The following is a 25,303-nucleotide window of genomic DNA, read 5'->3' as shown; positions in this document are numbered from 1 at the left end:
GCCTCCGAAAACAATCGCATTCCAGAAATTTTGCGACAGTTTCGTTTTTCTTGCTCAATTTCACAATACGACAAATACATCCCAGTCAGCCGCACTCCCCATTCGGGAGTGCGCAAACAGATTCCACCAATATTCAATTCGCAACCGCACTCGTCCAAAGGTTGCTCGCGAAACAGTAATGGATTCCCAGCTAAGGACAATTCGATCCCGCGAAACGACAATGGCATCCCGCGGAATGGCAACGCATTTTCCCTGTTAAATGCTGCAGCCCACAGAATTTGCCTGATATCCAATCGAATTTCCCCGATTGGCGGCGCAGGAATTCCCCGCTAAATGATTGAAATCAAACAGTAATATCACAAACTTATCCGCGGCGGGTAGTGTGTTTCGCAGAAATTCCCTGTTTTTTCCTGTTATCAGGGAATATCAAACGGAGACTGGTTCGCCCGTGACTGCTCGGTTCACCAACGTTTTCAAACACTTAGCGAAATTGTCGCCGTACTTTTTTGCGAAGTTTTTGCGAAATAAGTACGGCGAATTTCGTGGACCTTCAGACTCCGGACACGCAGCTTGCCGGGTCGTGAAGACCGCCTACTCATTCGACGCTCCCTTGAACATCGTGGTCGGTCTGCCGATTTCCTGGTCAGAAGCCTTGATCCCAGTCAAGAATTCGGTGAGTGCTGTTACTAAACTCGACATCGGCTATTTGTGCTTCGCCACCCGCAGTCTGTATTGACGCGCGCCGGCCGTTTGGGTCCAGGAGACTTCCGCTACGCCAATAGCAGAAGAATGCCTCTTAGTGGGCCTTGAGATGTAGCGCTCTCCAGCTACCACACTTCCCCAAGATGATCCCTGGCCGTCATGCTTTTCAGCGGCGCAAAAGCCAAGGCCTGAACGCCAATAGACTTAGGTCTCGCGCGACCTCATCCGCTCCGACCGACGGTGGCATGTGCAAGGCTGGTTGTACGAGATTGCGCACCTTGCCGGCCATGACAATCGCGTTGCGATCCGACACGCCGCGAACATCGAGCAGCCTTACGTCAGCCCAAACATTGTTCAATTTTGCGGCGACGCGATCGGGCATCAGATCAAGGTCATGGCCCGCATGAACATTGGCGAACAAACAGCCGGAAGCATTTTTCAGGCGCGTCTGAACAAGGCCGAAAAATGTCTCGGCGCATAGGTGCTCTGGAATGCGTCTTCCGGAGTACGCATCGAGGACAATCGCGTCGTAGCGATGCCGGTCGGCACGCAGGAAATTGCGCCCGTCAGCAGCATGACAATCGACCTCACGAGGAAGCCCGAAATACTTGTGAGCGATCCGAAAGGCGCTTGGATTGATGTCAATTATCGTCACGTGCACGCCGGCTCTGTCCAACATAGTGGCCAGACTGCCGCCGCCACAACCGATCATCAACACATCCGATGCTTGCATTTGCGCGAGAAGGCCAAAGATCGCGTGTATGTAAGGGACGACACTTACGCCATCTGGGTCGCACTCGCTTTGATAACAGCCACCCTGCCGATAAATGAACGAGCCGGTGTCCTTCGCGCGAAGAACTTCGATATTGCCGAAATCGCTGTGATATTTTGCTATCCGGATCATGATTTAGCCATCGTAGCCAGGGTTCCAAATCCTGAAGTTCAACCAAGCATGGTCTTGATCTTGAGGAAGACTTTTGAGGGCTGGGGTCCTTCAAGGGTACGCGCCCCGGTTTGCGCCGTCTGCCTGGAATAGCCAGCCATCCAGGACTGACATCAAAAAATGATATCTAAAACATCATTTATTGACTGTAGCACATTTCAATGTATGCTGCAACGCGTAGGGCTTATGTCTCAGAGCTGAGAAAGGGGCGATTTGTGATAACTGCTCCGCAGTTGCGCGCCGCCAGGGCGCTGCTCGGCATCGATCAGCGCAGACTTGCCGAATTGTCCGGCCTTTCGGTGCCGACAATTCAGCGCATGGAAGCCAGCGAGTGGATGATCCGGGGTAATGTCGATTCCCTGATGAAATTGATCGCGGCGCTTGAGGCTGCCGGCATCGAGTTGATCGGGGAAGGTGCGACCAGCCAGGCTGGCGGGCGTGGGGTGCGGCTCAAGGTGGGCTTCAACCCAGCCAGGATTTCCGGCGCCGACGATGCGGAGACCGGCTCCGGCGAGAGCCTGCCGTGACGCCGATCGTTGCCCTTCCCTTGTGGGGCGTCGCCGCGCTTCTGGGAACCGCCATAGGGGCTGTCGCGGTCAGCCGGCGCGGTTCGGCGACACGTCTGGTCTATGGCGCAACGCTTGGCATCTCGGCCGCCCTGTTCGTGATCGTCACAAGCGCGCTGGCAGGCGATCCTGCCGGCGTCTCAACCGTCACGCTGCCACTTGGACTGCCATGGATCGGTGCTCACTTCCGTCTGGATGCGCTGTCGACTTTTTTTCTCGTCGTCGTCAACCTCGGCGGTGCGCTCGCCAGCCTCTACGGACTGGGCTACGGTCGCCATGAGGCTACTCCACACCGGGTGCTGCCGTTCTTCCCGGCGTTCCTTGCCGGCATGAACCTTGTCGTGCTGGCCGATGACGCCTTCACCTTCCTGTTGTGCTGGGAATTCATGTCGCTCGCGTCGTGGGCGCTCGTCATGGCGCAGCATCGCGAACAGGACAATACGCGGGCAGGTTACATCTATCTGGTGATGGCAGGCTTCGGCACGTTGGCGCTGCTGCTCGCCTTCGGTCTGCTGGCCGGACCGGCCGGAACCTACACATTCGACGCGATGCGTGCCGGCGAGCCAAGCCGGTTCGTCGCCGCCGCGGTCCTTGGCCTCATGCTACTCGGCGCCGGCTCCAAGGCCGGCCTTGTCCCTTTGCATGTCTGGCTGCCGCTCGCGCATCCGGCGGCGCCGAGCCATGTCTCCGCCCTGATGAGCGGCGTCATGACCAAGGTCGCCGTCTATGGCTTCATACGCGTCGTTTTCGACCTGCTCGGCGAGCCGGCCTGGTGGTCGGGCGTCGTCGTGCTCTTCCTCGGCGGCCTGACCGCGGTTCTCGGCATCCTCTACGCATTGATGGAAAAGGATCTCAAGCGGCTCCTCGCCTACAGCACGATCGAAAACATCGGCGTCATCTTCATAAGCCTTGGCCTCGCGCTTGCCTTCAAGGCGAACGCGATGCCGTTGGCTGCGGCGCTGGCGCTTACCGCCGCGCTGTTCCACGTTCTCAACCATTCCTTGTTCAAGAGCCTGCTGTTTTTCGGCGCCGGCGCCGTGCTCACGGCGACCGGCGAGCGCAACATGGAGAAACTGGGCGGTCTTATCCACCGCATGCCGCTGACCAGTTTTGCCTTTCTCGTCGGTTGCGTTTCGATCTCCGCGCTTCCGCCCTTCAACGGCTTCGTCTCCGAATGGCTGGCCTTCCAGGCCATCCTGCAGAGCCCTGACCTGCCGCAGTGGGGTCTGAAGGTCATGGTGCCTGCCGTTGGTGGCCTGCTGGCATTGTCGGCGGCGCTGGCGGCGGCATGTTTCGTGAAGGCGTTCGGAATTACATTTCTCGGCCGGCCCCGGACCGCCGTGGTGGAGCGTGCGCACGAGGTCGATCGCTATTCGCTCGCGGCAATGTTCATCCTCGCGGCACTTTGCCTGCTTGCCGGCATTCTGCCGGGCCTCGTCATAGACGGTCTTTCACCGGTAACGCTTTCGCTCATCGGCAACCGCATGCCGGTGCAGATGGCCCAGCCCTGGCTGTCGATCGTACCGGTCGCCGAGAGTCGCAGCTCCTACAATGGCCTGCTGGTGTTCCTTTTCATCGCTGCTTCCGCATCGGTCGCGGCAGTCGTGATCCACCGCTTCGCCTCGCATGCGCTCCGCCGAGCCCCCGCCTGGGGCTGTGGTTTCCCGGACGTTACGCCGGCCGCGCAATACACGGCAGTCAGCTTCGCGCAGCCCATTCGCCGCGTCTTCGGCACATTCGCGTTCCGGGCCAGGGAAACGGTAGAGATGCCACCGCCCGGCGCGACTGGCCCGGCGCGTTTGACTGTCGAAATGCACGATGTGGTCTGGGAGGCTTTTTATCAGCCGATCGCTGGCGCCATCGATTTTGCAACCCTGAGGCTGAACCGCCTGCAGTTCCTGACCATTCGACGCTATCTGACTCTCGTTTTCCTCTATCTCGTCACCTTGCTCACGGTGCTCGCGCTATGGCCCTGATCCTTCAGTTGGCTGTCCAGGGCGCACAGATGATGCTCGTGCTTTTGCTTGCACCGCTGCTGACCGGCTTCGTGCGCAAGGTGAAGGCGAGACTGCTGCGGCGCCAGGGGCCCTCCCTGATCCAGCCCTACCGCGATCTGTTGCGGCTTATGCGTAAGGAAGTCGTCCTGGCGGACAACGCATCCTGGCTGTTTCGCGTCATACCCTACCTGATCTTCGCCGCCACCTGGCTCGCTGCCGCGCTCATCCCGACATTCGCAACCGGCCTCACCTTCAGCTGGACCGCCGATCTGATAGCCATCGTCGCGCTGCTTGGCAGCGCACGCTTCTTCCTAGCTCTGGCAGGGATGGATGTCGGCACCAGTTTCGGCGGCATCGGTGCAAGCCGCGAGGTCATGATCGCTTCGCTGGCCGAGCCCGCTATGCTTCTGATCGTGTTCAGCCTGGCGCTCGTCGCCGGCGCGACACAACTTTCCACGGTCGCCACCTTCATGAGTTCACCCGAGGTTGGTCTGCGGGTATCGCTCGGCATGTCGCTCATCGCCCTCGTAATGGTGGCGATCGCCGAAAACGCCCGCATACCCGTCGACAATCCGGCGACCCACCTGGAACTGACGATGGTCCATGAGGCGATGATCCTGGAGTATTCCGGCCGCCATCTGGCGATGATCGAGTTCGCCGCATTCCTCAAGCTGCTGCTCTATGTCTCGCTGATTTCCTGCGTCTTCGTTCCCTGGGGACTGGTGACTGCTCAGCCCGGGCCGGCGTCCTACGGCCTGGGCATCGTCGCCTATGTCGGCAAGCTTGCCGTCTGCGGCATTCTCCTTGCCGTATTCGAAACCGCCATCGCCAAGATGCGTGTCTTCCGCGTTCCGGATTTCCTCGGCGCGGCGCTCATGCTTGCCCTGCTCGGCACACTCTTGCTGTTCGTCTCACGGAGCCTTTGATGAACGGTCTCACCTTCGACATCGCTCATCTGCTTGCCGGCGGCCTGGTGCTGGTCAGTTTCATGATGCTGTATCAGGATCGCCTCTTTGCGCTGATCAACGTGTTTGCATTGCATGCGGTCGTCCTCGCTCTGTCCGTGGCCTGGCAGGCATACATCCAGGACGCCCATCATCTCTACGTGACCGCCGCGATCGCCCTCGTGTTCAAGGCGATCGTCATTCCCGTCGGGCTTCACCGCATCATTCAGCGGCTCGGCATCCATCGCGACATCGAGACCGCCGTCGGCATCGGTCCGACCATGCTGGCGGGAATTGGTCTGGTGACGCTCTCCATGGTCCTGATGCTGCGGGTCACCCCTGAGGCCGATCCGCTGGCGCGCGAGGATCTGGCCTTCGCGCTGTCCATCATTCTGCTCGGGCTGCTGGTGATGGTCACCCGCCGAAATGCAGTCAGCCAGGTTGTCGGCTTCATGTCGCTCGAGAACGGCCTGGTGCTGGCCGCCACGGGCGCCAAGGGCATGCCGCTGGTCGTCGAGATCAGCGTCGCTTTCTCGATTCTGATCGCCTTCATCGTCATCGGCGTCTTCCTGTTCCGCATCCGCGAAAGGTTCGACTCGGTGGATGTTGGTGCGCTCGACGACTACCGGGGAGAACGCCATTGACTGGGTTTTCCTTCGATGCGGTGGCCGCCATTTTGCTGATACCGCCAGCGGCTGCGGCACTCATGGCCATGCTACCGAACTATCGGGTGACGGCACGCCTGAATGTCGTCGCCAGCTTCCTGACCTTGCTTGCCGCGCTGTCGCTTCTTGTCACCGACCGGCCGCAGCCGGGGCAGTATCTGCTGGTCGACGATCTCAACATCGTTTTCATCGTGCTCAACACATTCGTCGGCTTCACCACCAGTGTGTTCAGTGCCTCCTACATTGCGCACGAGTTGGACACCGGCCGGCTGACCGCAACGAACTTGCGGTTCTACCACGCCATGTACCAGGTCATGATGTTCGGCATGAACCTGGCGTTCGTGTCGAACAACATCGGTCTGATGTGGGTGGCGGTGGAACTTGCCACGCTGACCACCGTGCTCATGGTCGGCATCTATCGCACTCATGAAGCGCTGGAAGCCGCCTGGAAATATTTCATTCTGGGAAGCGTTGGCATTGCGCTCGCCCTCTTCGGCACCATTCTCGTCTACATGGCCGCACAACCAGTGGTCGGCGAGGGCACGAACGCCATGGTGTGGACCGTGCTGATCGAGCATGCCGCCCGCTTCGACCCGGCTCTGCTCAACGTCGCCTTCGTCTTTCTGCTGCTCGGCTACGGCACCAAGGTCGGCCTTGCCCCCTTGCATGCCTGGCTGCCCGACGCGCACGCGGAAGGCCCAACGCCGATTTCCGCGGTGCTGTCGGGCTTGCTGCTGAATGTCGCGCTCTATGCCGTGCTGCGCTTCAAGCTGTTGCTGGCCGCAAGCCCGCAGGCGATACCCCCGGGACCGTTGATGGTCACGATGGGGCTCACCTCCCTCATCTTCGCCGCTTTCATGCTCTACCGCCGCCGCGACATCAAACGCCTGTTCGCCTACTCTTCGATCGAACATATGGGCATCATCGTCTTTGCTTTCGGCATGGGTGGTCCGCTCGCGAACTTTGCAGGCCTGCTGCATATGGTCATGCACAGTCTGACCAAGTCGGCGATCTTCTTTGCGGTCGGCCACATCGCGCAGGTCAAGGGGACACAAAAGATCGCCGACATAAGAGGGCTGACGGAAAGCCATCCCGGGCTTGGCTGGGCGCTGGTCATCGGTGTCGTCGCCATCGCCGGCCTGCCGCCGCTCGGCATCTTCATGAGCGAATTCCTGGTCGTGAGTTCGACTTTTGCCAGGCAACCGCTTCTGGCGATCCCTTTGGTGTTCGGGCTTCTGCTCGCCTTCGGCGCCCTGCTGCTGCGGCTGACCGGCGTCGCCTTCGGCGAGCCGCGCGGCGGCACCGCGCCCGTCGAGGCATCCTACGTGCCGATGTATTCCCATCTGGCGTTGGTATTTGGCGCCGGCGTATATCTGCCATCACCCCTGGTCACGTGGTTTCAGCATGTCGCGGCCATTCTGGGATGAAGCGGATGAGCAAAAGAAGCATGCCGGCGCTGGTTGACCTCATCGAGGCCGGCCGCTCCGCCAAACATCACGCGCCTTCAAGGCGGGCCGTGGTGCCCCCGAAAATCTGGAGCCTTGCCGTCGAGCAGCTCGCTGAGGGCCGCTGGAGCCTCCTCGGCCTCTGGGGGGAGCCGAACACCGTCCACATGGCGCTTCTCGACGAGGTTCGCGACATCGGCGTCATTAGTCTGCAATGCCTTGGCGGCCGCTACCCATCGGTCGGCCAGCGGCATCCGCCCGCTTTGCGGCTTGAGCGTGCTGCCGCGGACCTTTTCGGGTTGCTGCCGCAGGGGCTTCCCGATACCCGTCGCTGGCTTGACCATGGCCATTGGGGGGGCAGCCATCCCCTGGCGACTCGGCCACAGCCTCCAGCCGCGGCGTCTTCCTACCGCTTCCTTGCCGCGGACGGCGACGGCCTCCACCAGATTCCGGTCGGGCCCGTGCATGCCGGCATCATCGAGCCTGGGCATTTCCGATTCACCGCAAGCGGCGAAACGGTGGTGCGGCTGGAAGAGCGTCTCGGCTATGTTCACAAGGGCATAGAAGGTTTAATGGCGGGTTCGCCCATCGATCGCGCCGCCGGACTGGCAGGCAGGACCTCCGGCGACAGCACAGTGGCCTATTCGCTTGCCTTTGCCCGCGCGGTCGAAGCAGCGCTCGGTGTCGAGGTCCCGCCGCGTGCCCTCTGGCTGCGGGCACTGATGGCCGAGCTGGAGCGGCTTGCCAACCATCTCGGCGATATCGGCGCCATCTGCAACGACGCGGCCTTCGCACTCATGCACGCCCATTGCGGCGTGCTGCGCGAACGCGTTTTGCGCGCCAGCGATGCCGCCTTCGGCCATCGTTTGATGCGCGATTGCATCGTGCCTGGAGGGGTGGCAAGCAACCTGCGCGAAGAGGGAGAGCGCGCGGTTCGGTCGGTGATCGCGGAGATCAGGCAACGCTTTCCTCGCCTGATTGAACTCTACGACAACACCGCCTCGCTGCAGGACCGCACCGTCGGAACCGGCCGACTCAAGGTGGAGCTTGCCCGGCAATATGCAGCCGGCGGCTATGTCGGCCGCGCCTCCGGCCGTCACTTCGATGCACGGCGCAGTCCGGGCTACCCCCCTTACGACGAACTCACTTTCGACGTACCTGTCCTTGAGGAGGGCGACGTGAATGCCCGCGTCTGGATCCGCATTCGCGAAGTCGAGCAGAGCTTGTCGCTGGTCGAGCAGATCCTGCAACGGCTGCCGGGTGGCGCCGCGGCGCGCGCCAATGTCCCCTCTACGAACGGCCCGCGTGAAGGTATGGCGCTGGTCGAAGGATTCCGCGGCGACATCCTGGCCTGGCTGCGCATCGGCGAAGGCGGCCTGGTCGAGCGCTGCCACTTGCGTGACCCGTCATGGTTTCAATGGCCGCTTCTTGAAGCGGCGATCGAAGGCAACATCGTTGCCGACTTTCCGCTCTGCAACAAGTCGTTCAACTGCTCCTATTCCGGCCATGATCTCTAAAGGCACGCCATCATGCGCAAGCTTCTCTTCGACAGCCTGATACGCCCCCCGCTCACCGAGCGCCCACCCTTGGCACGGGAAGCCGCGATCGACGAGCTCGCCCACGCCCTTGATGGTGCCGCTCGCAAACGGCTGGGACGTAGCCTGTCGATCCGGGCGGTCGACGCCGGTTCCTGCAACGGTTGTGAACTCGAAATGCACGCGCTCAACAACGCTTTCTACGACATCGAGCGCTTTGGATTCCGTTTCGTCGCGTCGCCGCGCCATGCCGATGTGCTGCTTGTCACAGGGCCGGTCACAAAGAACATGCGCGAGGCATTGAAGAGGACCTGGGATGCGACACCCAACCCCAAATGGGTTGTGGCACTCGGCGACTGCGCCAGGAACGGCGGCTGTTTCGCCGGCAGCTATGCCGTCGTGGGCGGCGTGTCGGAGGTGCTGCCAGTCGATCTGCATATTCCAGGCTGCCCGCCGCCCCCAATCGAGATTCTGAAGGGTCTGCTCGCCTTGATTGAGGTGTGAATGCAACGACTGGTGCGCGGCAACGAAGAAGATAACGCAGATCATCTGAACGTGGGGAAAGGCGGTAGCGCTCTACCGACCCGAACCCCGGAACACGTTTGAAGCCGTTAGTCCTTCCTGATCATCAGTTCAGAAGGCATGCGTCTGGCTGGAAGCGTGGGCCAAGCGGCAGTGCGAAGCTCCGATTCCTTCTGTCGTGAGCGACCCGCGTCGAGCAATCTGTAGGTCACAGGTTCGATTCCTGTCTGAATCGACAATATTTTCAATCGCTTAGCGAACTACCGCCGTACTTTTCTGCGAAATAGGTACGGCGAATTTCGAGGACCTTCAGACTTTGGGCACGCCTGCCCTAGGGACGAAATGGCCGAAATCTGAGATTCAGTCTGAAGAGTGGAGTGTCAGCTTTTGGCCAGAGCTTCCGCGCTTTCAAACCTCCGCCGGTATTGAGATTGATCTCGCACAAGGACGAAAGGCTCTTGATGGCTACGTTCCGCGCATGATCCTAAATCTGTTCATCGGCACCATCGTCATAAGCCTGACGGTCTTGATCCATACCTTTGGTCTGATCGCCGTCACACACGCGATGGGACACCTAGTCGCCCGGTTTCGCATGCACGGGCGCCGCAGCCGGATTGTCGCGATGATCAGCGTCGTTATGGGGCTCTTCACCGTCATGACCGCAGAGGTGTGGCTCTGGGCAGGACTGTACCGGTTGCTTGATATCTTCGCCGATTTCGAAACCGCACTGTACTTTTCGACCATCACCTTCTCGACGGTCGGCTACGGCGACATTGTGCCGGCCCATGCGTGGCGTGTCCTGGCGGCGCTCGAGGGCGTAAACGGGTTCTTGCTCATCGGCTGGTCGACCGCCTATCTGGTCGCGGCAGGCACCCGCATCGGCCCATTCAAGGCCGGCGAACATTTCTGACCGCAGCCGATGCTCGGGTTTGCTCCTGATCAATGAACGCGCGCCATTCTGTTGGTAGACTTTCTCGATGGAGCAGCCGTCGATTGGCCAATGATGGGCAAGAGGGAGAGATCTGCGTCTACTTCTTTCGACGAATTGACTATGTGCCGATCGAACCGCAGACCGGTCGGACCGGGAGGAACGACACCAGGGCTGGGAGGATAAGTATGGGCGAAGATCTATACGGTCATCATGCTGACCGCATCCAGGCCGCGATCGCCTCGGATGCTGCAGCGAAGTCCGCGCTGGTTGCCTCCTGGCGCCGGTCTTCCAATTTGCATCGGCTCGATCCGGCCGACTGTAGCCCCCCACATTATCTGACAGAGGCGGAACTGGGGGAGGCCCGGCAACATCTCGAACCACTCATCCGGGTTGCCCAATCGAGTCTCGACCGTCTCTATTTGGCGGTAGGCGGCGTCGGATGCTGTGTCCTGCTCGCTAATCGTGACGGTGTGCCGGTCGAACGGCGCGGCGCGCCCGTCGATGACGAGACGTTTCATTCCTGGGGTTTGTGGACTGGTTCCGTCTGGAATGAGGAAAGCCAGGGGACGAACGGAATCGGCACCTGTCTGGTCGAGCGGCGCGCACTGACAATCCACCGTGACCAGCATTTCCACACGCGCAACACGGGCCTGAGCTGCACCACTGCTCCGATCTACGATCATGAGGGGGATCTTGTAGCCGCGCTTGACGTCTCCTCCTGCCGGGCAGATCTGACCGAAGCCTTCGCCAATCTCATTTCAGTGGCCGTGACCGACGCGGCGCGTCGGATCGAGGCGGAGAACTTCAGGATGGCGTTCCCCAAGGCGCGAATTCTTTTGGCGCCGGTGACCGACAAGGGCTCCGGCGCGCTGATCGCGATTGATGCGGACGACCTTGTGGTCGGTGCGACCCGATCGGCTCGCCTGGCGCTTGGAATGACGCAACACTGTCTCGACAAGCCGATGCCTGCGGCCGATCTGCTCGGTTGGGCCCAAAGCGGCCCCGAAGTTCTCGCCGAGGCGGAGCGCGGCGTTCTCCAGCGGGCGCTTGCGCGGGCAGACGGAAATGTCTCCGCTGCGGCTCAGGCGCTTGGCATCAGCCGCGCGACGCTTCACCGCAAGCTCAACCGTTTGGATGTCCACCGGTCTCACTGACCTTCCAGGCTCTCGTGACTGTCGCAATTCTGCGACACATCATGCCCGACCGCGGTGACCGGTGGGGTGACAACTACAGGCGGAAATCGCAAGTCTCTTCCGAAGCGTCGCATCCCGCGACGTCAGCTTTGGGAGGAATGCACATGAACAAGGTTGAATTCTCACGCTCGGTCAAGGCGCCCTTCGACAAGCGCTATGGCAATTTCATCGGCGGCAAATGGGCCGAGCCGCAGTCCGGCCGCTACTTCGAGAACTACTCGCCGGTGAACGGTCAACTGTTGTGCGAGGTGGCACGCTCGGATGCCCAGGACATCGAGGCGGCCCTGGATGCGGCGCATGCCGCCAAGGACGCCTGGGCACGCACGAGCGTGGCCGAGCGCTCGCTCATCCTCAACCGCATCGCCGATCGCATGGAGGAAAACCTCGATCTCCTCGCATGCGCCGAAACCTGGGACAACGGCAAGCCGATCCGCGAAACGACCGCGGCCGACCTGCCTTTGGCCATCGACCATTTCCGCTATTTCGCCGGAGCCTTGCGTGGCCAGGAAGGCAGCCTTTCCCAGATCGACGACGACACCGTCGCCTATCATTTCCATGAGCCGCTCGGCGTGGTCGGCCAGATTATCCCCTGGAACTTCCCGCTGTTGATGGCATGCTGGAAGCTTGCTCCCGCGCTTGCGGCCGGGAACTGCGTGATACTGAAGCCTGCCGAACAGACTCCGGCTGCCATCTTGCTCTGGGCGGATCTTATTGGCGATCTGCTGCCGCCAGGCGTGCTCAACATCGTGAACGGCTTCGGCCTCGAGGCCGGCAAGCCGCTGGCATCCTCGCCGCGCATTGCCAAGATCGCCTTTACCGGCGAGACCACGACCGGCCGGCTGATTATGCAATATGCCAGCCAGAATCTGATCCCCGTCACGTTGGAACTGGGCGGCAAGTCGCCCAATATCTTCTTCAAGGATGTCGTCGCCGAGGACGACGATTTCTTCGACAAGGCGATCGAAGGCTTCGTCATGTTCGCGCTGAACCAGGGCGAGGTCTGCACCTGCCCGAGCCGCGCGCTCATCCATGAATCGATCTACGATACGTTCATGGAACGCGCCCTCAAGCGTGTCGAGGCGATCGTGCAGGGCGATCCGCTCGACCCGGCAACGATGATCGGTGCACAAGCCTCGTCCGAGCAGCTGGAAAAGATCCTGTCCTACATCGACATCGGCCGCCAGGAAGGCGCCGAACTGCTGACTGGCGGCGAACGCAATGTTCTGCCCGGTGATCTGGCCGGCGGCTACTACGTCAAGCCGACGGTGTTCAAGGGCCACAACAAGATGCGCATCTTCCAGGAGGAGATCTTCGGGCCGGTGGTATCGGTTACGACCTTCAAGGACGACGACGAAGCGCTCAGCATAGCCAACGATACGCTCTACGGGCTCGGTGCCGGCGTCTGGACGCGTGACGGCAACCGCGCCTACCGCTTCGGCCGGGCAATCCAGGCCGGCCGCGTCTGGACCAACTGCTATCACGCCTATCCCGCGCATGCGGCCTTCGGCGGCTACAAGCAGTCCGGTATTGGCCGCGAGACGCACAAGATGATGCTCGACCACTACCAGCAGACCAAGAACATGCTGGTCAGCTATAGCCCGAAGAAGCTGGGCTTCTTCTGACAGCTGCTTTGACTTACAGGCGCGGCTCCGTGAGGAGCCGCGCCCCAGGCTGGAAATCGGAAAACACAATGCAAACCAAGGTCACAGCGACCCCGGCAGCCCTTGACCTGATCGCGGAGATTGTCGCCGAGCACGGTCCGGTTCTGTTTCATCAATCGGGCGGCTGCTGCGATGGCTCTTCGCCAATGTGCTATCCGCGTGCCGGTTTCATCGTCGGCGACCACGATGTGCTGCTCGGCCACATCGGCGACGCGCCTTTCTACATCGGGGCCTCGCAATTCGAGGCCTGGAAACATACCGATCTCATCATCGATGTGGTGCCTGGCCGCGGCGGCATGTTCTCGCTCGATAACGGGCGGGAGAAGCGATTCCTGACGCGGTCGACGATCTGCGCTGTTCAGATCGGGATGTAGGCCTTCCCATCCGACTGCAGCCGATGCTCAGACCGCTACCGAATGCCTGGCCTTGCCGGTTTCGAAATATTTGTCGAACTTTGCCGCGATGCTCCTGACAAAGGGCCGGCTTTCGGTCGGTACGACGAAGCGGTCTCCGTCAAGCTCAAGCAACCGCGCAGGATCGTGGAGGGCCGTGGAGCTCGCTTTGACGAGAAGTCTTTGGCCGGCATCACCAAAGCGCTCAACCAAGTCGATGGCCGAGAAGGCAAAGTCACACATCAGCCGCTCGATGACCCAACCGCGAACGCGGTCGTCGTCGGAAAACGCGATGCCCCGAACAGCGGCCAGCCCGCCGTCATCAACCATGCGTCTATATTCGCTGGTTGAAGGCATGTTCTGCGCATAGCCCTGCCGAAACTGGCTGATGGATGACGGGCCGAGCCCGATCAAGGTTTCGCAGCAGTCGTCCGTGTAACCCTGAAAGTTCCGGTGCAATGTTCCGGCGCGGGCGGCAAGGGCCAGGGCATCGCCCGGTTTGGCGAAATGGTCGAGGCCGATTGCTTCGTATCCCTGGTCCATGATCGCCCGCGCCGCAAGTTGCGATTGAGCAAACCGCTCCGCGGGACCGGGCAGCCATGCCTCATCGATCATCGTCTGATGTTTCTTGAACCACGGCACATGCGCATAGCCAAAAAGCGCTATCCGGTCCGGCTCCAGGGTCAGTGCCTGCGCGACCGTGGAGGAGACGCTCTCCCGGGTCTGGTGCGGCAGGCCATAGAGCAGGTCCAGATTGACCGATTCGACACCGCGCGAGCGAACCCCGTCCACAACCGCCTTGGTCTGCAGAAAGCTCTGCTCGCGGTTGATTGCCTTTTGCACCTTCGGATCGAAATCCTGGACGCCGAGGCTCGCCCTTGTCATGCCGATCTCGGCCAGTGCATCGAGGCGAGCATCGTCCATATCGTTGGGTTCGATTTCGACACTGATCTTTGCACCGGGAACGAACGCGAAGCTGTTGCGCAGGACGGTTCCCAGCGCCACCATATCCTCGGGCTTGAGCATCGTCGGCGAACCGCCGCCGAAATGGACGGCACGCACGCGCCCCTTACCTGTGACAAGACTGGCGACGGTGGCGATCTCATCATGCAATGACCGCAGATACGCAGTCACCGGTTCGTAGTGGCGTGTCTGCTTGGTATGGCAGGCACAGAACCAGCAGAGCTTGTCGCAGTAGGGGATGTGCAGATAGAGCGAGATCTCGGCGCCCTCTTCGAGCGCCTGCAGCCAGTCACGACAAACGGCAGCGTCAACGCTTGCATTAAAATGCGGCGCGGTCGGGTAGCTCGTATAACGCGGCACGTTCTCACCAAGTCTGGCAACTAATTCTGGCCGCATGTCTTTGTCCGCTCCACTTTGCATGGAGCGACATTGGTCACATTGGACGCCGGCAGCCTTGATTTCGGTCAAAGCACTCTACGGACAAACTGCCGCAAGGATTTTCCTGCCGCCGATGCTATCTTGCCGGCACTTTGGGTCCTCGGACGATCATGATGACAATGCGTCAGGATGTTCACAACGCTGGCATTCCCGTGCTTTGCCAATCATGCGAAGCACGCCACCATGGCGTCTGCGGCGCGCTCGATCCTGATCAACTGGTGGGGCTGGCCAAGACCTCGTCGAAACACAAGGTTGAGCCGGGCGTAGAACTGATTGGCGACACCGAGACCGTCGACAGTTATTCGAACGTGCTTTCCGGCGTGGTGAAGCTCACAAAGAGCCTTTCAGACGGACGCCAGCAGATTGTCGGCCTCCAGTTCGCCCCCGATTTTCTAGGCCGGCCGTTCAAGGTAGAAAGCGCGATCAATGCCGAAGCCGCCACCGCCGTTTCCGTGTGTTCGTTTCCAAAGGCCGCCATCGAACGGATGATGAAGGAATCACCGGAACTCGAGCATCGTCTGCTCAAGCAGACGCTGAACGAACTCGACGAAGCCCGCGACTGGATGGTGACGCTGGGCCGCAAGAACGCTTCGGAAAAGGTGGCGAGCTTTCTCCTGATGATCGCCAGGAACATCGACCCCACGCTCGACCCAACCGCCCAGTCGACAAGCTTCGATCTGCCGCTGACCCGCGCCGACATCGCCGATTTCCTGGGTCTGACGATCGAGACGGTGAGCCGCCAGCTGACCAGGCTACGATCGGATGGCGTGATACGGATCGAGAACAACCGGGAAGTCACAGTCGACAACTTGACCCGGCTGCAGCGACGCTCTGGCGTCTAGGATCAATCGACGACCCCGATCATCGGCAAGACGTGCTCGCGTTCAAAGGCGATATGCCGGCGCAAGCTTTCGAAGAAGCCGCGCAGCATGAAGCCGACAGCTTCGGCATTGTCGACCGTCTCGCCATGGCCGATCGCCAGCAGGATTTCAGTCAACTCGCCGGCAAAACATTCATCCTCGACGTGTTCGGCGCGCAATCGCCGGATTGAAGCAAGGTTGGCGTTACCGCCGGAGGCAGCTTCATAGGCGGGAAAGATAATTGTCTCTTCGTACTGATGGATACTGCGCAATAACGGAACGATCGCGTTGGCCGCGCCAATACATTTCAGGCGATCCGCGGCCGGCAGCGCATCGGCGATCATTTCCAGGGCGTCACAGAGCCGCAGCTTTTCCCCATGGGCACGTTTCATCACCGCGCCAGGAAGGATCTCTCCATCGGACCGTCCGGCAGGCATGAAAATCTCACGGCGGGACAGTGATGATTTCCGCTCCTTCTCCCTGTTCAACGGAAGCCTCCTAATCTTTTTTCGAGATTGGACGCTGCCCAATCCAAAAGGACGTGGCTTTGACATGGATCAAGGCAGCCAGGCGGCGACTGCTGAATTGGTGTTAGGCGGATTGGCGTCCGCGCATCGGAATCGACGTCGGGGACATGTCATGAAGTTCGGCACGCAAATCTTCGCTTTGGCCCTTTTTACATTTGCGGCTCTTGTGGCTGCCGGGTTCGGTGTGGACGAGCCCTTCCGGCAGCATATGTGGGTGCTGTTCTTCGTGCTGCTGGGTTTTGTCGCCATCCTCATCCGCAACACGAATTTCGTAGTGCCCGCTCCGATCGACCCGTCCGCTTACATGGACGGCCCAATCCGCTACGGCGCCATCGCCACCATGTTTTGGGGTGTCGTCGGCATGCTGGTCGGCGTGGTCATCGCGCTGCAGCTTGCTTATCCCGATCTCAACATCCAGCCCTGGTTCAACTTTGGCCGTTTGCGGCCACTGCATACGTCGGGTGTCGTTTTCGCCTTTGGCGGCAACGCGCTGCTTTGCACGTCCCTCTATGTCGTCCAACGCACCTGCCGCGCCCGGCTGTTCGGCGGCGATCTCGCCTGGTTTGTGTTCTGGGGTTACCAGCTCTTCATCGTCATGGCCGCGACCGGCTACCTGCTCGGCATCACCGAGAGCCGCGAATACGCGGAACCCGAATGGTATGTGGACATCTGGCTTACCATCGTCTGGGTCGCCTATCTCATCCTGTTCCTCGGCACGATCCTGAAGCGCAAAGAGCCGCATATCTATGTCGCGAACTGGTTCTACCTTTCCTTCATCGTGACCATCGCGATGCTGCATGTGATCAACAACCTGTCGATGCCGGCCTCCTTCCTTGGTTCCAAGAGTTACTCCGCCTTTTCCGGCGTCCAGGACGCTCTGACGCAATGGTGGTATGGCCACAACGCCGTGGGCTTCTTCCTGACCGCCGGCTTTCTCGGCATGATGTATTATTTCGTGCCCAAGCAGGCAAACCGGCCAGTCTATTCCTACCGTCTGTCGATCGTCCATTTCTGGGCAATCATCTTTCTCTATATCTGGGCTGGGCCCCATCACCTCCACTACACCGCTTTGCCCGACTGGGCGCAGACGCTGGGCATGGTGTTCTCGATCATGCTGTGGATGCCGTCATGGGGCGGCATGATCAACGGCCTGATGACGCTGTCGGGAGCCTGGGACAAGCTGCGTACCGATCCCATCATCCGCATGATGGTGATGGCCATCGCCTTCTACGGCATGTCCACCTTCGAGGGTCCGATGATGTCGATCAAGGCGGTCAATTCGCTGTCGCACTATACCGACTGGACGATTGGCCACGTCCACTCCGGTGCGCTCGGTTGGGTCGGCATGATCTCGTTCGGCGCGATCTACTTTATGGTGCCGAAGCTGTGGAACCGTGAACGTCTCTACTCGCTGCGGCTCGTCACCTGGCACTTCTGGCTGGCGACGCTCGGCATCGTTGTCTACGCCGCCGTCATGTGGGTGTCCGGCATCATGCAGGGCCTGATGTGGCGCGAATACGACGAGCAGGGCTTCCTGGTCTACTCCTTCGCCGAAACCGTGGCCGCCATGCACCCCTACTATGTCATGCGCGCCATCGGCGGGGCCATGTACCTCTCCGGCGCCCTGATCATGGCCTGGAACATCGGCATGACCATTCTCGGATATCAGCGCGAGGAGGAGCCGATGGCCGGCTCTGTTCCCGCCCTTCACCCTGCCGAATAGGGAGCCAGAAAATGGCCTTGATGGACAAACACGCATTGATCGAGAAGAACGCTACACTGCTTCTCGTTGGCTCTCTTCTTGTGGTGACTGTCGGCGGCATCGTCGAGATCGCACCGCTCTTCTATCTCGACAATACGATCGAGAAGGTCGAAGGCATGCGGCCTTACTCGCCGCTCGAACTTGCCGGGCGCAACATCTATGTGCGCGAGGGTTGCTACCTCTGCCATAGCCAGATGATCAGGCCGTTCCGCGACGAGGTCGAGCGCTATGGACACTACAGCCTGGCGGCCGAGTCGATGTACGATCATCCCTTCCAGTGGGGATCGAAGCGCACCGGGCCGGATCTCGCCCGGGTTGGCGACCGCTACTCGAATGTCTGGCACGTCGACCACCTCTCCGACCCACGTTCGGTCGTGCCGGAATCGATCATGCCGAGCTACGCGTTCCTCAAGGACGCGCCGATCGACGTGAAGAACTTCTCGACGCATCTGGTAGCCAACGCGCGCGTTGGCGTCCCCTACTCCGACGACATGATCGCCAACGCCAATGCCGATTTGATGGCGCAGGCCGACCCCAACGCAGACACGTCCGGACTCGAGGCCCGCTACCCCAAGGCCAAGATCGGCGACTTCGACGGCAACCCGCAACAGGTCACCGAAATGGATGCGCTCGTTGCCTATCTCCAAATGCTCGGCACGTTGGTCGATTTCAAGAACTACGACGAAGCCGCCGGCTACCGTTGAGGAGTTTTATCCATGGATTACAATTTGATGCGGGAGTTTGCCGACAGCTGGGGTCTGGTTGCCATGGCGCTTTTCTTTGTCGGCGCTATCGCGTTTGCCCTTCGCCCCGGCAGCCGCAAGCTGGCCGATGAAGCTGCCCGGATTCCCCTTGAGGACGAGTGATCATGAGCGACGAGCACATCGATGAAATCTCTGGTGTTTCAACCACCGGTCATGAGTGGGACGGCATCCGGGAACTCAACAACCCGCTTCCGCGCTGGTGGATCTGGACGTTCTACATCACCATAGTCTGGGCGATCGGCTACACCATCGCTTATCCGGCATGGCCTCTTCTGCACACGGCAACCAAGGGTGTGCTCGGCTATTCCAGCCGCAACGATGTCGGAAACGAGTTGTCCGCGGCTGAAGCGGCCAAGGGCAAATATGTCGCCGCGATAGAGTCGAAAAGTGTTTCGGCGATCGCAGCGGACGACACGCTGCGCGAATTCGCCGTCGCCGCCGGCGGTGCCGCGTTCAAGCTCAATTGCGTGCAGTGCCATGGTTCCGGCGCCCAGGGCTCCAAGGGCTTCCCCAACCTCAACGACGACGACTGGCTGTGGGGCGGCAAGGCGGACCAGATCCAGCAGACGGTTACGCATGGCATTCGCTTTGCCTCCGATCCGGATACGCGCCTGTCTGAAATGCCGGCTTTCGGGGACATCATCACCGCAGACCAGATCAGACAGGTCAGCGCCTATATTGCCAGCCTGTCGCAGACCGTCAGCGATCAATCGCTGGTGACGCCCGGTGCCAAGGTTTTTGCCGAAAACTGCGTCGCCTGTCATGGCGACAATGCAAAAGGCAACAAGGAGCTCGGCGCTCCAGATCTGACCGACGCCATCTGGCTCTATGGATCAGGCGAAGCGGCCATTGCCGCCCAGGTCACCGCACCGAAACAGGGCGTGATGCCGTCCTGGGGCGCCCGCCTGGGCGAAACCAAGGTCAAGGAACTGGCAGTCTATGTGCATTCGCTAGGCGGTGGGGAATAGGAAGGGGAGCCTGTTCCCTGCCCTTCACCGCCCAAGCGACGAGGCCCGGCTCTGCCGGGCCTCGATCTGTTTGCGTGCAGGTGCCGATTGACCTGCATCAACGCGGCGCGATCCGATGGGCGGCACAATCCGATCAACGCTGTATCTCGCGACCTGTTTGCCCCAGCTAGGTCACGTGGCCGGCGAAATCACAAGCTCCGATGGGAGAAACCAGTGCTGGACCAAACGCAGGTAGAACGGCTCGAGGCTGAGGCGGTCAACTCCGCCAAGGTGCGCCAGCCAATGTATGCCGCGCGCAAGAAGATCTTCCCGAAGCGGGCCTCGGGCAGCTTTCGCCAGTTCAAATGGCTGGTGATGGCGGTCACGCTTGGCATCTACTACCTGACGCCGTGGCTGCGCTGGGACCGTGGCCCGTTTGCCCCGGACCAGGCGGTGCTGCTCGATGTCGCCAACCGGCGCTTCTATTTCTTCTTCATCGAGATATGGCCCCAGGAATTCTACTATGTCGCCGGCCTTCTGGTCATGGCCGGCGTCGGTCTTTTCCTGATCACGTCGACTGTTGGCCGCGCCTGGTGTGGCTACACATGCCCGCAGACCGTGTGGGTCGATCTGTTCCTGGTCGTCGAGCGGGCCATCGAGGGCGACCGCAACGCTCGTATCAAACTTGATGCCGGTCCCTGGACCCCCCGCAAGCTTGTGCTGCGGGTATCGAAACACGCCATCTGGCTGGTCATAGGCGCGCTGACGGGCGGCGCCTGGATCTTTTATTTCGCTGACGCGCCGACGCTGCTCGGCGAACTCTTCACCGGCACGGCGGCGCCCGTTGCCTACATCACCGTCGCCGTCCTGACGGCGACGACCTACACGTTCGGCGGGCTGATGCGCGAGCAGGTCTGCACCTATATGTGTCCATGGCCGCGCATCCAGGCAGCCATGCTCGATGAAAGTTCGCTCACCGTCACCTACAATGACTGGCGCGGCGAACCGCGCTCACGTCACGCCAAGAAGGTCCAGGCCGCAGGGCAGCCGGTCGGCGATTGCGTCGACTGCAATGCCTGTGTCGCGGTTTGCCCGATGGGGATCGACATTCGCGACGGTCAGCAACTCGAATGCATCACCTGCGCGCTCTGCATCGATGCCTGCGACGGCGTCATGGATAAGCTCGGCAAGGAGCGCGGGCTGATCTCCTACGCGACGCTCTCCGACTACAACGCCAACATGATGCTGGCCACCGCCGGGGGCGCCAGCTCCGTCAACCCGGCGCTGGTCAGGACCGATGACGGACTGTTTTCGGACAGGCTGGCGCATTTCCATATCCGCAAGATCTTTCGGCCGCGCACTTACGTTTACATGGCTATGTGGTCGCTGATCGGCATGGGCCTGCTCTTTTCGCTGCTGACGCGCGACCGGCTCGAGATCAATGTCCTGCACGACCGCAACCCCCAATTCGTGACGCTCTCCGACGGCTCGATCCGCAATGGCTACACCGTCAAGCTGTTGAACATGATCCCCGAACCGAGAACGATTATCGTCACCCTTGGGGGTTTGCCAGGCGCGGAGATGAGCATCGTTGGCGTCGACCTCCCCGCCGATCGCTCTTTTGCAGTCCAGGTCGAACCCGACCGGCTGAAGATGCTGAAGGTTTTCGTGCGCCTGCCCGCCGATCAGATTAATCGCGAGGCGCAGACCTTCACATTCCGCGTCGAAGACAAGGTCAGCTTCGAGTCCAACGAATACACCGCCACGTTCAATGCGCCGGAGATCGCCAGATGACCGCCACCACGCGAAGACCCCGCGAATTCACCGGCAGGCACATGTTGGCCATCATCCTTGCCTTTTTCGGCGTGGTCATAACGGTCAATCTGACGATGGCGACGCTTGCCAACACGAGCTGGACCGGCCTTGTCGTCGAAAACACCTATGTGGCGAGCCAGCAGTTCAACAGCAAGGCCGAGGAAGGGCGGGCGCAGGCAGCCCTCGGCTGGACCGGCAAATTGACCATCGGATGGGGTGAAGTTCGCTATGGCCTCATCGATGCCGTCGGCAAACCGGTTCCCTTGCATGGCGTGAAGGTGCTGTTTCGCCATCCCGCTTACGAGAAAGAGGATGAGTCCGTCACGCTCGCCCTCGCCTCGGACCAGGAGTTCGCAGCACGGCACATGCCAAGGGATGGCGTGTGGATCATCGAAATCGACGCCGATGCCGGCTTGGCAAGACCTTATCGCGACGTGCGCAGGATCATGATTTCCAATGGAGCGCTGAAATGAGCTGCTGTGCACCGGGCGCTGAAATGGCGCTGGGTCTGGTCAGCCCCACTTCGATCCTGCCGTCAAGCCAAGAGGTCAAGCTGGCGAGCCGATCGCTTGGCGAGGACCTCCGTCAGACCGACCTTTCGGTACCGGCTGTTCACTGCGGCGCCTGCATCCAGACTATCGAGACGGCGTTGCGAAAGCTGGATCACGTCGAGGCCGCCCGCGTCAACCTGTCAACGAGGCGGGTGTCTATCCGCTGGCGCGGCGACGACGTTCCGCCATTCGTCGCTATGCTCGGGCGCCTGGGCTACCAGGCACATCTGTTCGAAGCCGACACCGATGCAAAGGACAAGACGCTGTCGGAGCTTATCCGCGCCGTCGCCGTTGCCGGCTTTGCGGCGGGCAACATCATGCTGCTGTCGGTATCGGTCTGGTCCGGGGCCGAAGGCGCGACCCGCGACCTGTTCCACTGGGTCTCGGCGCTGATCGCCATCCCCGCCCTCGCCTTCGCCGGCGGTATCTTCTTCAAGTCGGCGTGGAATGCACTGCGCCACGGCCGCATGAACATGGACGTGCCTATCGCCGTCGGCGTGTCGCTGGCCTACGCCATGAGCCTCTACGAGACGATCACCCATGGCGACCATGCCTATTTCGACGCGTCGGTATCGCTGCTGTTTTTCCTCCTGATCGGCCGCACGCTGGATCACGTGATGCGCGAACGCGCCCGCACCGCTGTGAAAGGCCTGTCACAGCTCGCCGCACGCGGCGCCATGGTGCTGCGCGGCGATGGTGCACGCGACTATTTGCCGGTTGGCGAGATCGAACCAGGGATGCAACTGCTCATTGCAGCCGGCGAGAGAATCCCCGTCGACGGCAAGATCATTCGTGGGGCGTCTGATCTGGACTGTTCACTGGTCACTGGCGAGAGCACGCCGCGAAACGTCGCGCCAGGTGAGGCCGTGCAGGCCGGTGTCCTCAACCTTACCGGCTCACTGACGATCGAGGCCAAAGCCGCCGCGAAGGATTCGTTCCTGGCCGAAATGGTTCGGCTGATGGAGGCCGCCGAAGGTGGTCGCGCCCGGTATCGCCGTATCGCCGACCGCGTGTCGGCACTCTACGCGCCCGTGGTTCATCTCACCGCCTTGGTAACGTTCCTGGGCTGGATGGCGGCGACCGGCGACTGGCACCGGGCGATGACGATCGCCATCGCTGTTCTCATCATCACGTGCCCCTGCGCGCTTGGCCTCGCCGTTCCAATCGTTCAGGTGGTCGCAGCACGGCACCTGTTCGAAAACGGCATCATGGTCAAGGACGGCTCGGCCATGGAACGTCTGGCGGCAATCGACACGGCGGTGTTCGACAAGACCGGTACGCTCACGCTTGGCCAGCCCACTCTGGTCAACGCGTCGTTGATCGATCCCGCCATGCTGGCAATCGCTGCCGACCTGGCCGCGCACTCGCGTCATCCATATTCAAAGGCCATTGCCGGCTTTGCCGTCAGCAGCAGCCTGCACAAATTCGATGCGGTGACCGAGCACCCGGGTTTCGGGATCGAAGCCACAGCCGCCGGTAGCACCTGGCGGCTGGGCAGACGCGGATGGGCTGGCTGGAAGGCTCGAACCGGCGGCGAAGGCAGACATGGCTATGGCGGAACAGTCCTGACGAAAAACGGGATGATTGTCGCGTCCTTCGTTTTCGAGGATGCGCTACGCATCGATGCCAGGGCAGCCATCGATCAACTGCACAACGCTGGTATGTGCGTGGAGATGCTGTCGGGCGACACCGCGAAAGCCTGCGCCGAGGTTGCCGACGCGCTTGGTGTCGATGACTTCGTTCCCTGCCTGCTGCCGTCCGGCAAGGTTGAACGCATCGAGAGCCTGGCGAGAGACGGGCACAAGGTTCTGATGGTTGGCGACGGGCTCAACGATACGCCGGCGCTGAGCGCTGCGCATGTCTCGATCGCACCCTCCACGGCCGCCGACATTGGCCGCAATGCAGCCGACTTCGTTTTTTTGCGCGAAAGCCTCTTGGCGGTCCCGCTGGCGCTGGACGTGTCGCGCAAGGCGGGAAGTCTGATCCAACAGAACATAACGATTGCGATCGTTTATAATGCTGTTGCCGTGCCGATCGCCATTCTGGGCCACGTTACGCCTCTTATCGCGGCGGTCGCGATGTCTGCCTCGTCATTGCTCGTGATTGGAAATGCCATGCGTCTGCAAGGCTTCGCAATGGGCGCGTCGTCCAAAACCGCGCGGCGAGACAGGCGCGCGCGGGCCGGCGTCTTGGCCGAATCGTCATGACGACGCTCGTCTACCTCATCCCGGTAGCGCTATTCCTTGGTGTAATAGGCCTCTCCGGCTTCCTGTGGGCGTTGAGAAGCGGCCAGTACGAGGATCTCGATGGCGCGGCGGAGCGCATTCTCATCGACAGCGACGACGGCGCGGAGAATGCTCCCCGGTCCAAGTGACTCAGATCAAAGCGCCGCGGGTCGGGATGTCCTATCGTCGTCTGACGAAAAATCAGGAGGGTGAGGATGCAAGCCGAAGCCATAATGACGAAGCCGGTCATTACGACGGATGCGAACGCGACGATCGCCGAAGCGGTCGAGCTCATGCTTTCAAATAAGGTCAGCTGCCTGCCGGTAACGGACAGCGTCGGTGCCCTGGTTGGCATTGTAAGCAAAAGCGACTTCTTGCGCCGAGAGGAACTTGGGACTCAGCGGGTGCGTCCTCGCTGGCTGGAGTTTGATCTTGGTCCGGGCACAACCGCCAATGACTATGTGCGGTCGAACGGACGGATCATCCATGAGGTGATGACCACAGCCGTCATTTCGGCGCCTCCAGACGCCTCGATTCCTGATATTGTAAACTTGATGATGCAACACCGCATCAACAATGTGCCGATTGTCGATCGCGAAAGGATCGTCGGCATCATCACGCGAACTGATTTGCTGCTTGTCCTGATCCGCGCCATGCCGCAACAGGACACCACGCCAACCGATGACGAACTGATCCGCAAGGCTATACTTGCCGAGCTGCAGCCACAAACTTGGGGCGGTGGTGACTTGATTGATGTGAGGGTGAGCGACGGCGTTGTCGAACTGAAGGGGGCGATTGTCGACGAGCATCAACGGAAGGCAGCGATCGTTGCGGCTGAAAAGGTTGCCGGCGTCGGGCAAGTCAAGGACGRCCTCTTCCTCACTACGGATCCGTTCTCGGTGATGGTTTCGTAGCTGCGAAAAAGCGGACGCGAAGCAGAGTCCCATTGGGTTCT

25 protein-coding genes are annotated in these 25,303 nt (G+C 60.9%); 22 read left to right on the top strand and 3 right to left on the bottom strand.

Going from position 1 to position 25,303, the window contains the following annotated elements; genetic code table 11:
• The first annotated feature begins 448 nt into the window (after positions 1-448).
• Positions 449-736, top strand: a complete 288-nt coding sequence (locus AC1D1L_RS21340; RefSeq protein WP_477343427.1) for a hypothetical protein — start codon at positions 449-451, stop codon at positions 734-736.
• A gap of 132 nt (positions 737-868) precedes the next feature.
• On the opposite strand, the gene AC1D1L_RS21335 is transcribed toward AC1D1L_RS21340, so the two are convergent.
• A complete protein-coding gene (locus tag AC1D1L_RS21335) occupies positions 869-1,606 on the bottom strand; it encodes a spermidine synthase (protein ID WP_477343426.1) in 738 nt (245 codons plus the stop codon).
• Positions 1,607-1,860: 254 nt separating this feature from the next.
• Here AC1D1L_RS21335 and AC1D1L_RS21330 point away from each other — a divergent pair, with 254 nt between their 5' ends.
• The 11 genes from AC1D1L_RS21330 (at position 1,861) to AC1D1L_RS21280 (ending at position 13,478) form a co-directional block, all read left to right on the top strand.
• Entirely contained in the window at positions 1,861-2,172 is a 312-nt protein-coding gene (locus tag AC1D1L_RS21330; protein ID WP_162712162.1) for a helix-turn-helix domain-containing protein, read from the top strand.
• Positions 2,169-4,187: a hydrogenase 4 subunit B gene (gene hyfB, locus AC1D1L_RS21325; RefSeq protein ID WP_477343424.1), complete on the top strand. Its 2,019-nt coding sequence runs from the start codon at positions 2,169-2,171 to the stop codon at positions 4,185-4,187. Before AC1D1L_RS21330 ends, hyfB begins: the two co-directional genes overlap by 4 nt.
• Entirely contained in the window at positions 4,178-5,134 is a 957-nt protein-coding gene (locus AC1D1L_RS21320; RefSeq protein WP_477343423.1) for a respiratory chain complex I subunit 1 family protein, read from the top strand. Before hyfB ends, AC1D1L_RS21320 begins: the two co-directional genes overlap by 10 nt.
• The gene (locus AC1D1L_RS21315) at positions 5,134-5,796 is read left to right on the top strand and encodes a hydrogenase-4 component E (protein WP_477343422.1); all 663 of its coding nucleotides are present in this window, start codon (positions 5,134-5,136) and stop codon (positions 5,794-5,796) included. Before AC1D1L_RS21320 ends, AC1D1L_RS21315 begins: the two co-directional genes overlap by 1 nt.
• Positions 5,793-7,244, top strand: a complete 1,452-nt coding sequence (locus AC1D1L_RS21310) for a hydrogenase 4 subunit F (protein ID WP_352557685.1) — start codon at positions 5,793-5,795, stop codon at positions 7,242-7,244. The genes AC1D1L_RS21315 and AC1D1L_RS21310 overlap by 4 nt, the downstream gene beginning before the upstream one ends.
• A 20-nt stretch (positions 7,245-7,264) precedes the next feature.
• A complete protein-coding gene (locus AC1D1L_RS21305; RefSeq protein WP_477343580.1) occupies positions 7,265-8,779 on the top strand; it encodes a hydrogenase large subunit in 1,515 nt (504 codons plus the stop codon).
• A gap of 12 nt (positions 8,780-8,791) precedes the next feature.
• Positions 8,792-9,301 carry an NADH-quinone oxidoreductase subunit B family protein gene (locus AC1D1L_RS21300; RefSeq protein WP_112562182.1) on the top strand — a complete coding sequence of 170 codons (510 nt, stop codon included), beginning with the start codon at positions 8,792-8,794 and terminating at the stop codon, positions 9,299-9,301.
• A gap of 334 nt (positions 9,302-9,635) precedes the next feature.
• Positions 9,636-10,229 carry a potassium channel family protein gene (locus AC1D1L_RS21295; protein WP_477343421.1) on the top strand — a complete coding sequence of 198 codons (594 nt, stop codon included), beginning with the start codon at positions 9,636-9,638 and terminating at the stop codon, positions 10,227-10,229.
• 206 nt (positions 10,230-10,435) lie between these two features.
• Positions 10,436-11,404 carry a GAF domain-containing protein gene (locus AC1D1L_RS21290; protein WP_477343420.1) on the top strand — a complete coding sequence of 323 codons (969 nt, stop codon included), beginning with the start codon at positions 10,436-10,438 and terminating at the stop codon, positions 11,402-11,404.
• A 143-nt stretch (positions 11,405-11,547) separates the two neighbouring features.
• On the top strand, positions 11,548-13,065 hold the full coding sequence (adh, locus tag AC1D1L_RS21285) for an aldehyde dehydrogenase (protein WP_477343419.1): 1,518 nt from the start codon (positions 11,548-11,550) through the stop codon (positions 13,063-13,065).
• 68 nt (positions 13,066-13,133) lie between these two features.
• The gene (locus tag AC1D1L_RS21280; protein WP_436261575.1) at positions 13,134-13,478 is read left to right on the top strand and encodes a DUF779 domain-containing protein; all 345 of its coding nucleotides are present in this window, start codon (positions 13,134-13,136) and stop codon (positions 13,476-13,478) included.
• Between the two features lie 27 nt (positions 13,479-13,505).
• Here the strand turns inward: AC1D1L_RS21280 and hemN are convergent, their stop codons facing one another.
• On the bottom strand, positions 13,506-14,855 hold the full coding sequence (gene hemN / locus AC1D1L_RS21275; protein ID WP_477343578.1) for an oxygen-independent coproporphyrinogen III oxidase: 1,350 nt from the start codon (positions 14,853-14,855) through the stop codon (positions 13,506-13,508).
• Positions 14,856-15,010: 155 nt separating this feature from the next.
• Between hemN and AC1D1L_RS21270 the strand changes: the two genes are divergently transcribed.
• Positions 15,011-15,739 carry a Crp/Fnr family transcriptional regulator gene (locus tag AC1D1L_RS21270; protein WP_112562304.1) on the top strand — a complete coding sequence of 243 codons (729 nt, stop codon included), beginning with the start codon at positions 15,011-15,013 and terminating at the stop codon, positions 15,737-15,739.
• 2 nt (positions 15,740-15,741) lie between these two features.
• On the opposite strand, the gene AC1D1L_RS21265 is transcribed toward AC1D1L_RS21270, so the two are convergent.
• Positions 15,742-16,149, bottom strand: a complete 408-nt coding sequence (locus AC1D1L_RS21265) for a hemerythrin domain-containing protein (protein ID WP_112562178.1) — start codon at positions 16,147-16,149, stop codon at positions 15,742-15,744.
• Between the two features lie 247 nt (positions 16,150-16,396).
• Here AC1D1L_RS21265 and ccoN point away from each other — a divergent pair, with 247 nt between their 5' ends.
• From ccoN to AC1D1L_RS21220, 9 genes are all read left to right on the top strand, one after another.
• Positions 16,397-18,007 (top strand): cytochrome-c oxidase, cbb3-type subunit I, encoded by a 1,611-nt coding sequence (ccoN, locus tag AC1D1L_RS21260; protein ID WP_477343418.1) that lies wholly within the window; start codon positions 16,397-16,399, stop codon positions 18,005-18,007.
• An 11-nt stretch (positions 18,008-18,018) separates the two neighbouring features.
• Complete coding sequence (ccoO, locus tag AC1D1L_RS21255; protein ID WP_477343417.1) at positions 18,019-18,750, top strand: cytochrome-c oxidase, cbb3-type subunit II; 732 nt, start codon at positions 18,019-18,021, stop codon at positions 18,748-18,750.
• 12 nt (positions 18,751-18,762) lie between these two features.
• Complete coding sequence (locus AC1D1L_RS21250; protein WP_023759205.1) at positions 18,763-18,912, top strand: CcoQ/FixQ family Cbb3-type cytochrome c oxidase assembly chaperone; 150 nt, start codon at positions 18,763-18,765, stop codon at positions 18,910-18,912.
• A 2-nt stretch (positions 18,913-18,914) separates the two neighbouring features.
• Complete coding sequence (gene ccoP, locus AC1D1L_RS21245) at positions 18,915-19,778, top strand: cytochrome-c oxidase, cbb3-type subunit III (protein ID WP_477343416.1); 864 nt, start codon at positions 18,915-18,917, stop codon at positions 19,776-19,778.
• Between the two features lie 213 nt (positions 19,779-19,991).
• The gene (ccoG, locus tag AC1D1L_RS21240; protein ID WP_477343414.1) at positions 19,992-21,551 is read left to right on the top strand and encodes a cytochrome c oxidase accessory protein CcoG; all 1,560 of its coding nucleotides are present in this window, start codon (positions 19,992-19,994) and stop codon (positions 21,549-21,551) included.
• Positions 21,548-22,045 carry a FixH family protein gene (locus tag AC1D1L_RS21235; protein ID WP_477343413.1) on the top strand — a complete coding sequence of 166 codons (498 nt, stop codon included), beginning with the start codon at positions 21,548-21,550 and terminating at the stop codon, positions 22,043-22,045. The genes ccoG and AC1D1L_RS21235 overlap by 4 nt, the downstream gene beginning before the upstream one ends.
• Positions 22,042-24,330, top strand: coding sequence for a cation-translocating P-type ATPase (locus tag AC1D1L_RS21230; protein WP_477343412.1), 2,289 nt, complete (start codon positions 22,042-22,044; stop codon positions 24,328-24,330). The genes AC1D1L_RS21235 and AC1D1L_RS21230 overlap by 4 nt, the downstream gene beginning before the upstream one ends.
• On the top strand, positions 24,327-24,497 hold the full coding sequence (gene ccoS, locus AC1D1L_RS21225) for a cbb3-type cytochrome oxidase assembly protein CcoS (RefSeq protein WP_477343411.1): 171 nt from the start codon (positions 24,327-24,329) through the stop codon (positions 24,495-24,497). The genes AC1D1L_RS21230 and ccoS overlap by 4 nt, the downstream gene beginning before the upstream one ends.
• A gap of 66 nt (positions 24,498-24,563) precedes the next feature.
• Positions 24,564-25,262: a CBS domain-containing protein gene (locus AC1D1L_RS21220; RefSeq protein WP_477343410.1), complete on the top strand. Its 699-nt coding sequence runs from the start codon at positions 24,564-24,566 to the stop codon at positions 25,260-25,262.
• Positions 25,263-25,303: the final 41 nt, after the last annotated feature.

Source organism: Mesorhizobium sp. P2_D6 (genome assembly GCF_056404315.1).
The sequence above is the reverse complement of the archived record's forward strand: the minus strand, read 5'-3'. Positions and strand labels throughout refer to the sequence as shown.

Bases quoted from the DNA above. Each gene is read 5' to 3' on its own strand.
- AC1D1L_RS21335 (WP_477343426.1), bottom strand. From the start codon at position 1,606: ATGATCCGGATAGCAAAATATCACAGCGATTTCGGCAATATCGAAGTT.
- AC1D1L_RS21320 (WP_477343423.1), top strand. From the start codon at position 4,178: ATGGCCCTGATCCTTCAGTTGGCTGTCCAGGGCGCACAGATGATGCTC.
- AC1D1L_RS21315 (WP_477343422.1), top strand. From the start codon at position 5,134: ATGAACGGTCTCACCTTCGACATCGCTCATCTGCTTGCCGGCGGCCTG.
- AC1D1L_RS21305 (WP_477343580.1), top strand. From the start codon at position 7,265: ATGCCGGCGCTGGTTGACCTCATCGAGGCCGGCCGCTCCGCCAAACAT.
- AC1D1L_RS21300 (WP_112562182.1), top strand. From the start codon at position 8,792: ATGCGCAAGCTTCTCTTCGACAGCCTGATACGCCCCCCGCTCACCGAG.
- AC1D1L_RS21290 (WP_477343420.1), top strand. From the start codon at position 10,436: ATGGGCGAAGATCTATACGGTCATCATGCTGACCGCATCCAGGCCGCG.
- adh (WP_477343419.1), top strand. From the start codon at position 11,548: ATGAACAAGGTTGAATTCTCACGCTCGGTCAAGGCGCCCTTCGACAAG.
- AC1D1L_RS21280 (WP_436261575.1), top strand. From the start codon at position 13,134: ATGCAAACCAAGGTCACAGCGACCCCGGCAGCCCTTGACCTGATCGCG.
- hemN (WP_477343578.1), bottom strand. From the start codon at position 14,855: ATGCGGCCAGAATTAGTTGCCAGACTTGGTGAGAACGTGCCGCGTTAT.
- AC1D1L_RS21270 (WP_112562304.1), top strand. From the start codon at position 15,011: ATGACAATGCGTCAGGATGTTCACAACGCTGGCATTCCCGTGCTTTGC.
- AC1D1L_RS21265 (WP_112562178.1), bottom strand. From the start codon at position 16,149: ATGAAACGTGCCCATGGGGAAAAGCTGCGGCTCTGTGACGCCCTGGAA.
- ccoN (WP_477343418.1), top strand. From the start codon at position 16,397: ATGAAGTTCGGCACGCAAATCTTCGCTTTGGCCCTTTTTACATTTGCG.
- ccoO (WP_477343417.1), top strand. From the start codon at position 18,019: ATGGCCTTGATGGACAAACACGCATTGATCGAGAAGAACGCTACACTG.
- AC1D1L_RS21250 (WP_023759205.1), top strand. From the start codon at position 18,763: ATGGATTACAATTTGATGCGGGAGTTTGCCGACAGCTGGGGTCTGGTT.
- ccoP (WP_477343416.1), top strand. From the start codon at position 18,915: ATGAGCGACGAGCACATCGATGAAATCTCTGGTGTTTCAACCACCGGT.
- AC1D1L_RS21235 (WP_477343413.1), top strand. From the start codon at position 21,548: ATGACCGCCACCACGCGAAGACCCCGCGAATTCACCGGCAGGCACATG.
- AC1D1L_RS21230 (WP_477343412.1), top strand. From the start codon at position 22,042: ATGAGCTGCTGTGCACCGGGCGCTGAAATGGCGCTGGGTCTGGTCAGC.
- ccoS (WP_477343411.1), top strand. From the start codon at position 24,327: ATGACGACGCTCGTCTACCTCATCCCGGTAGCGCTATTCCTTGGTGTA.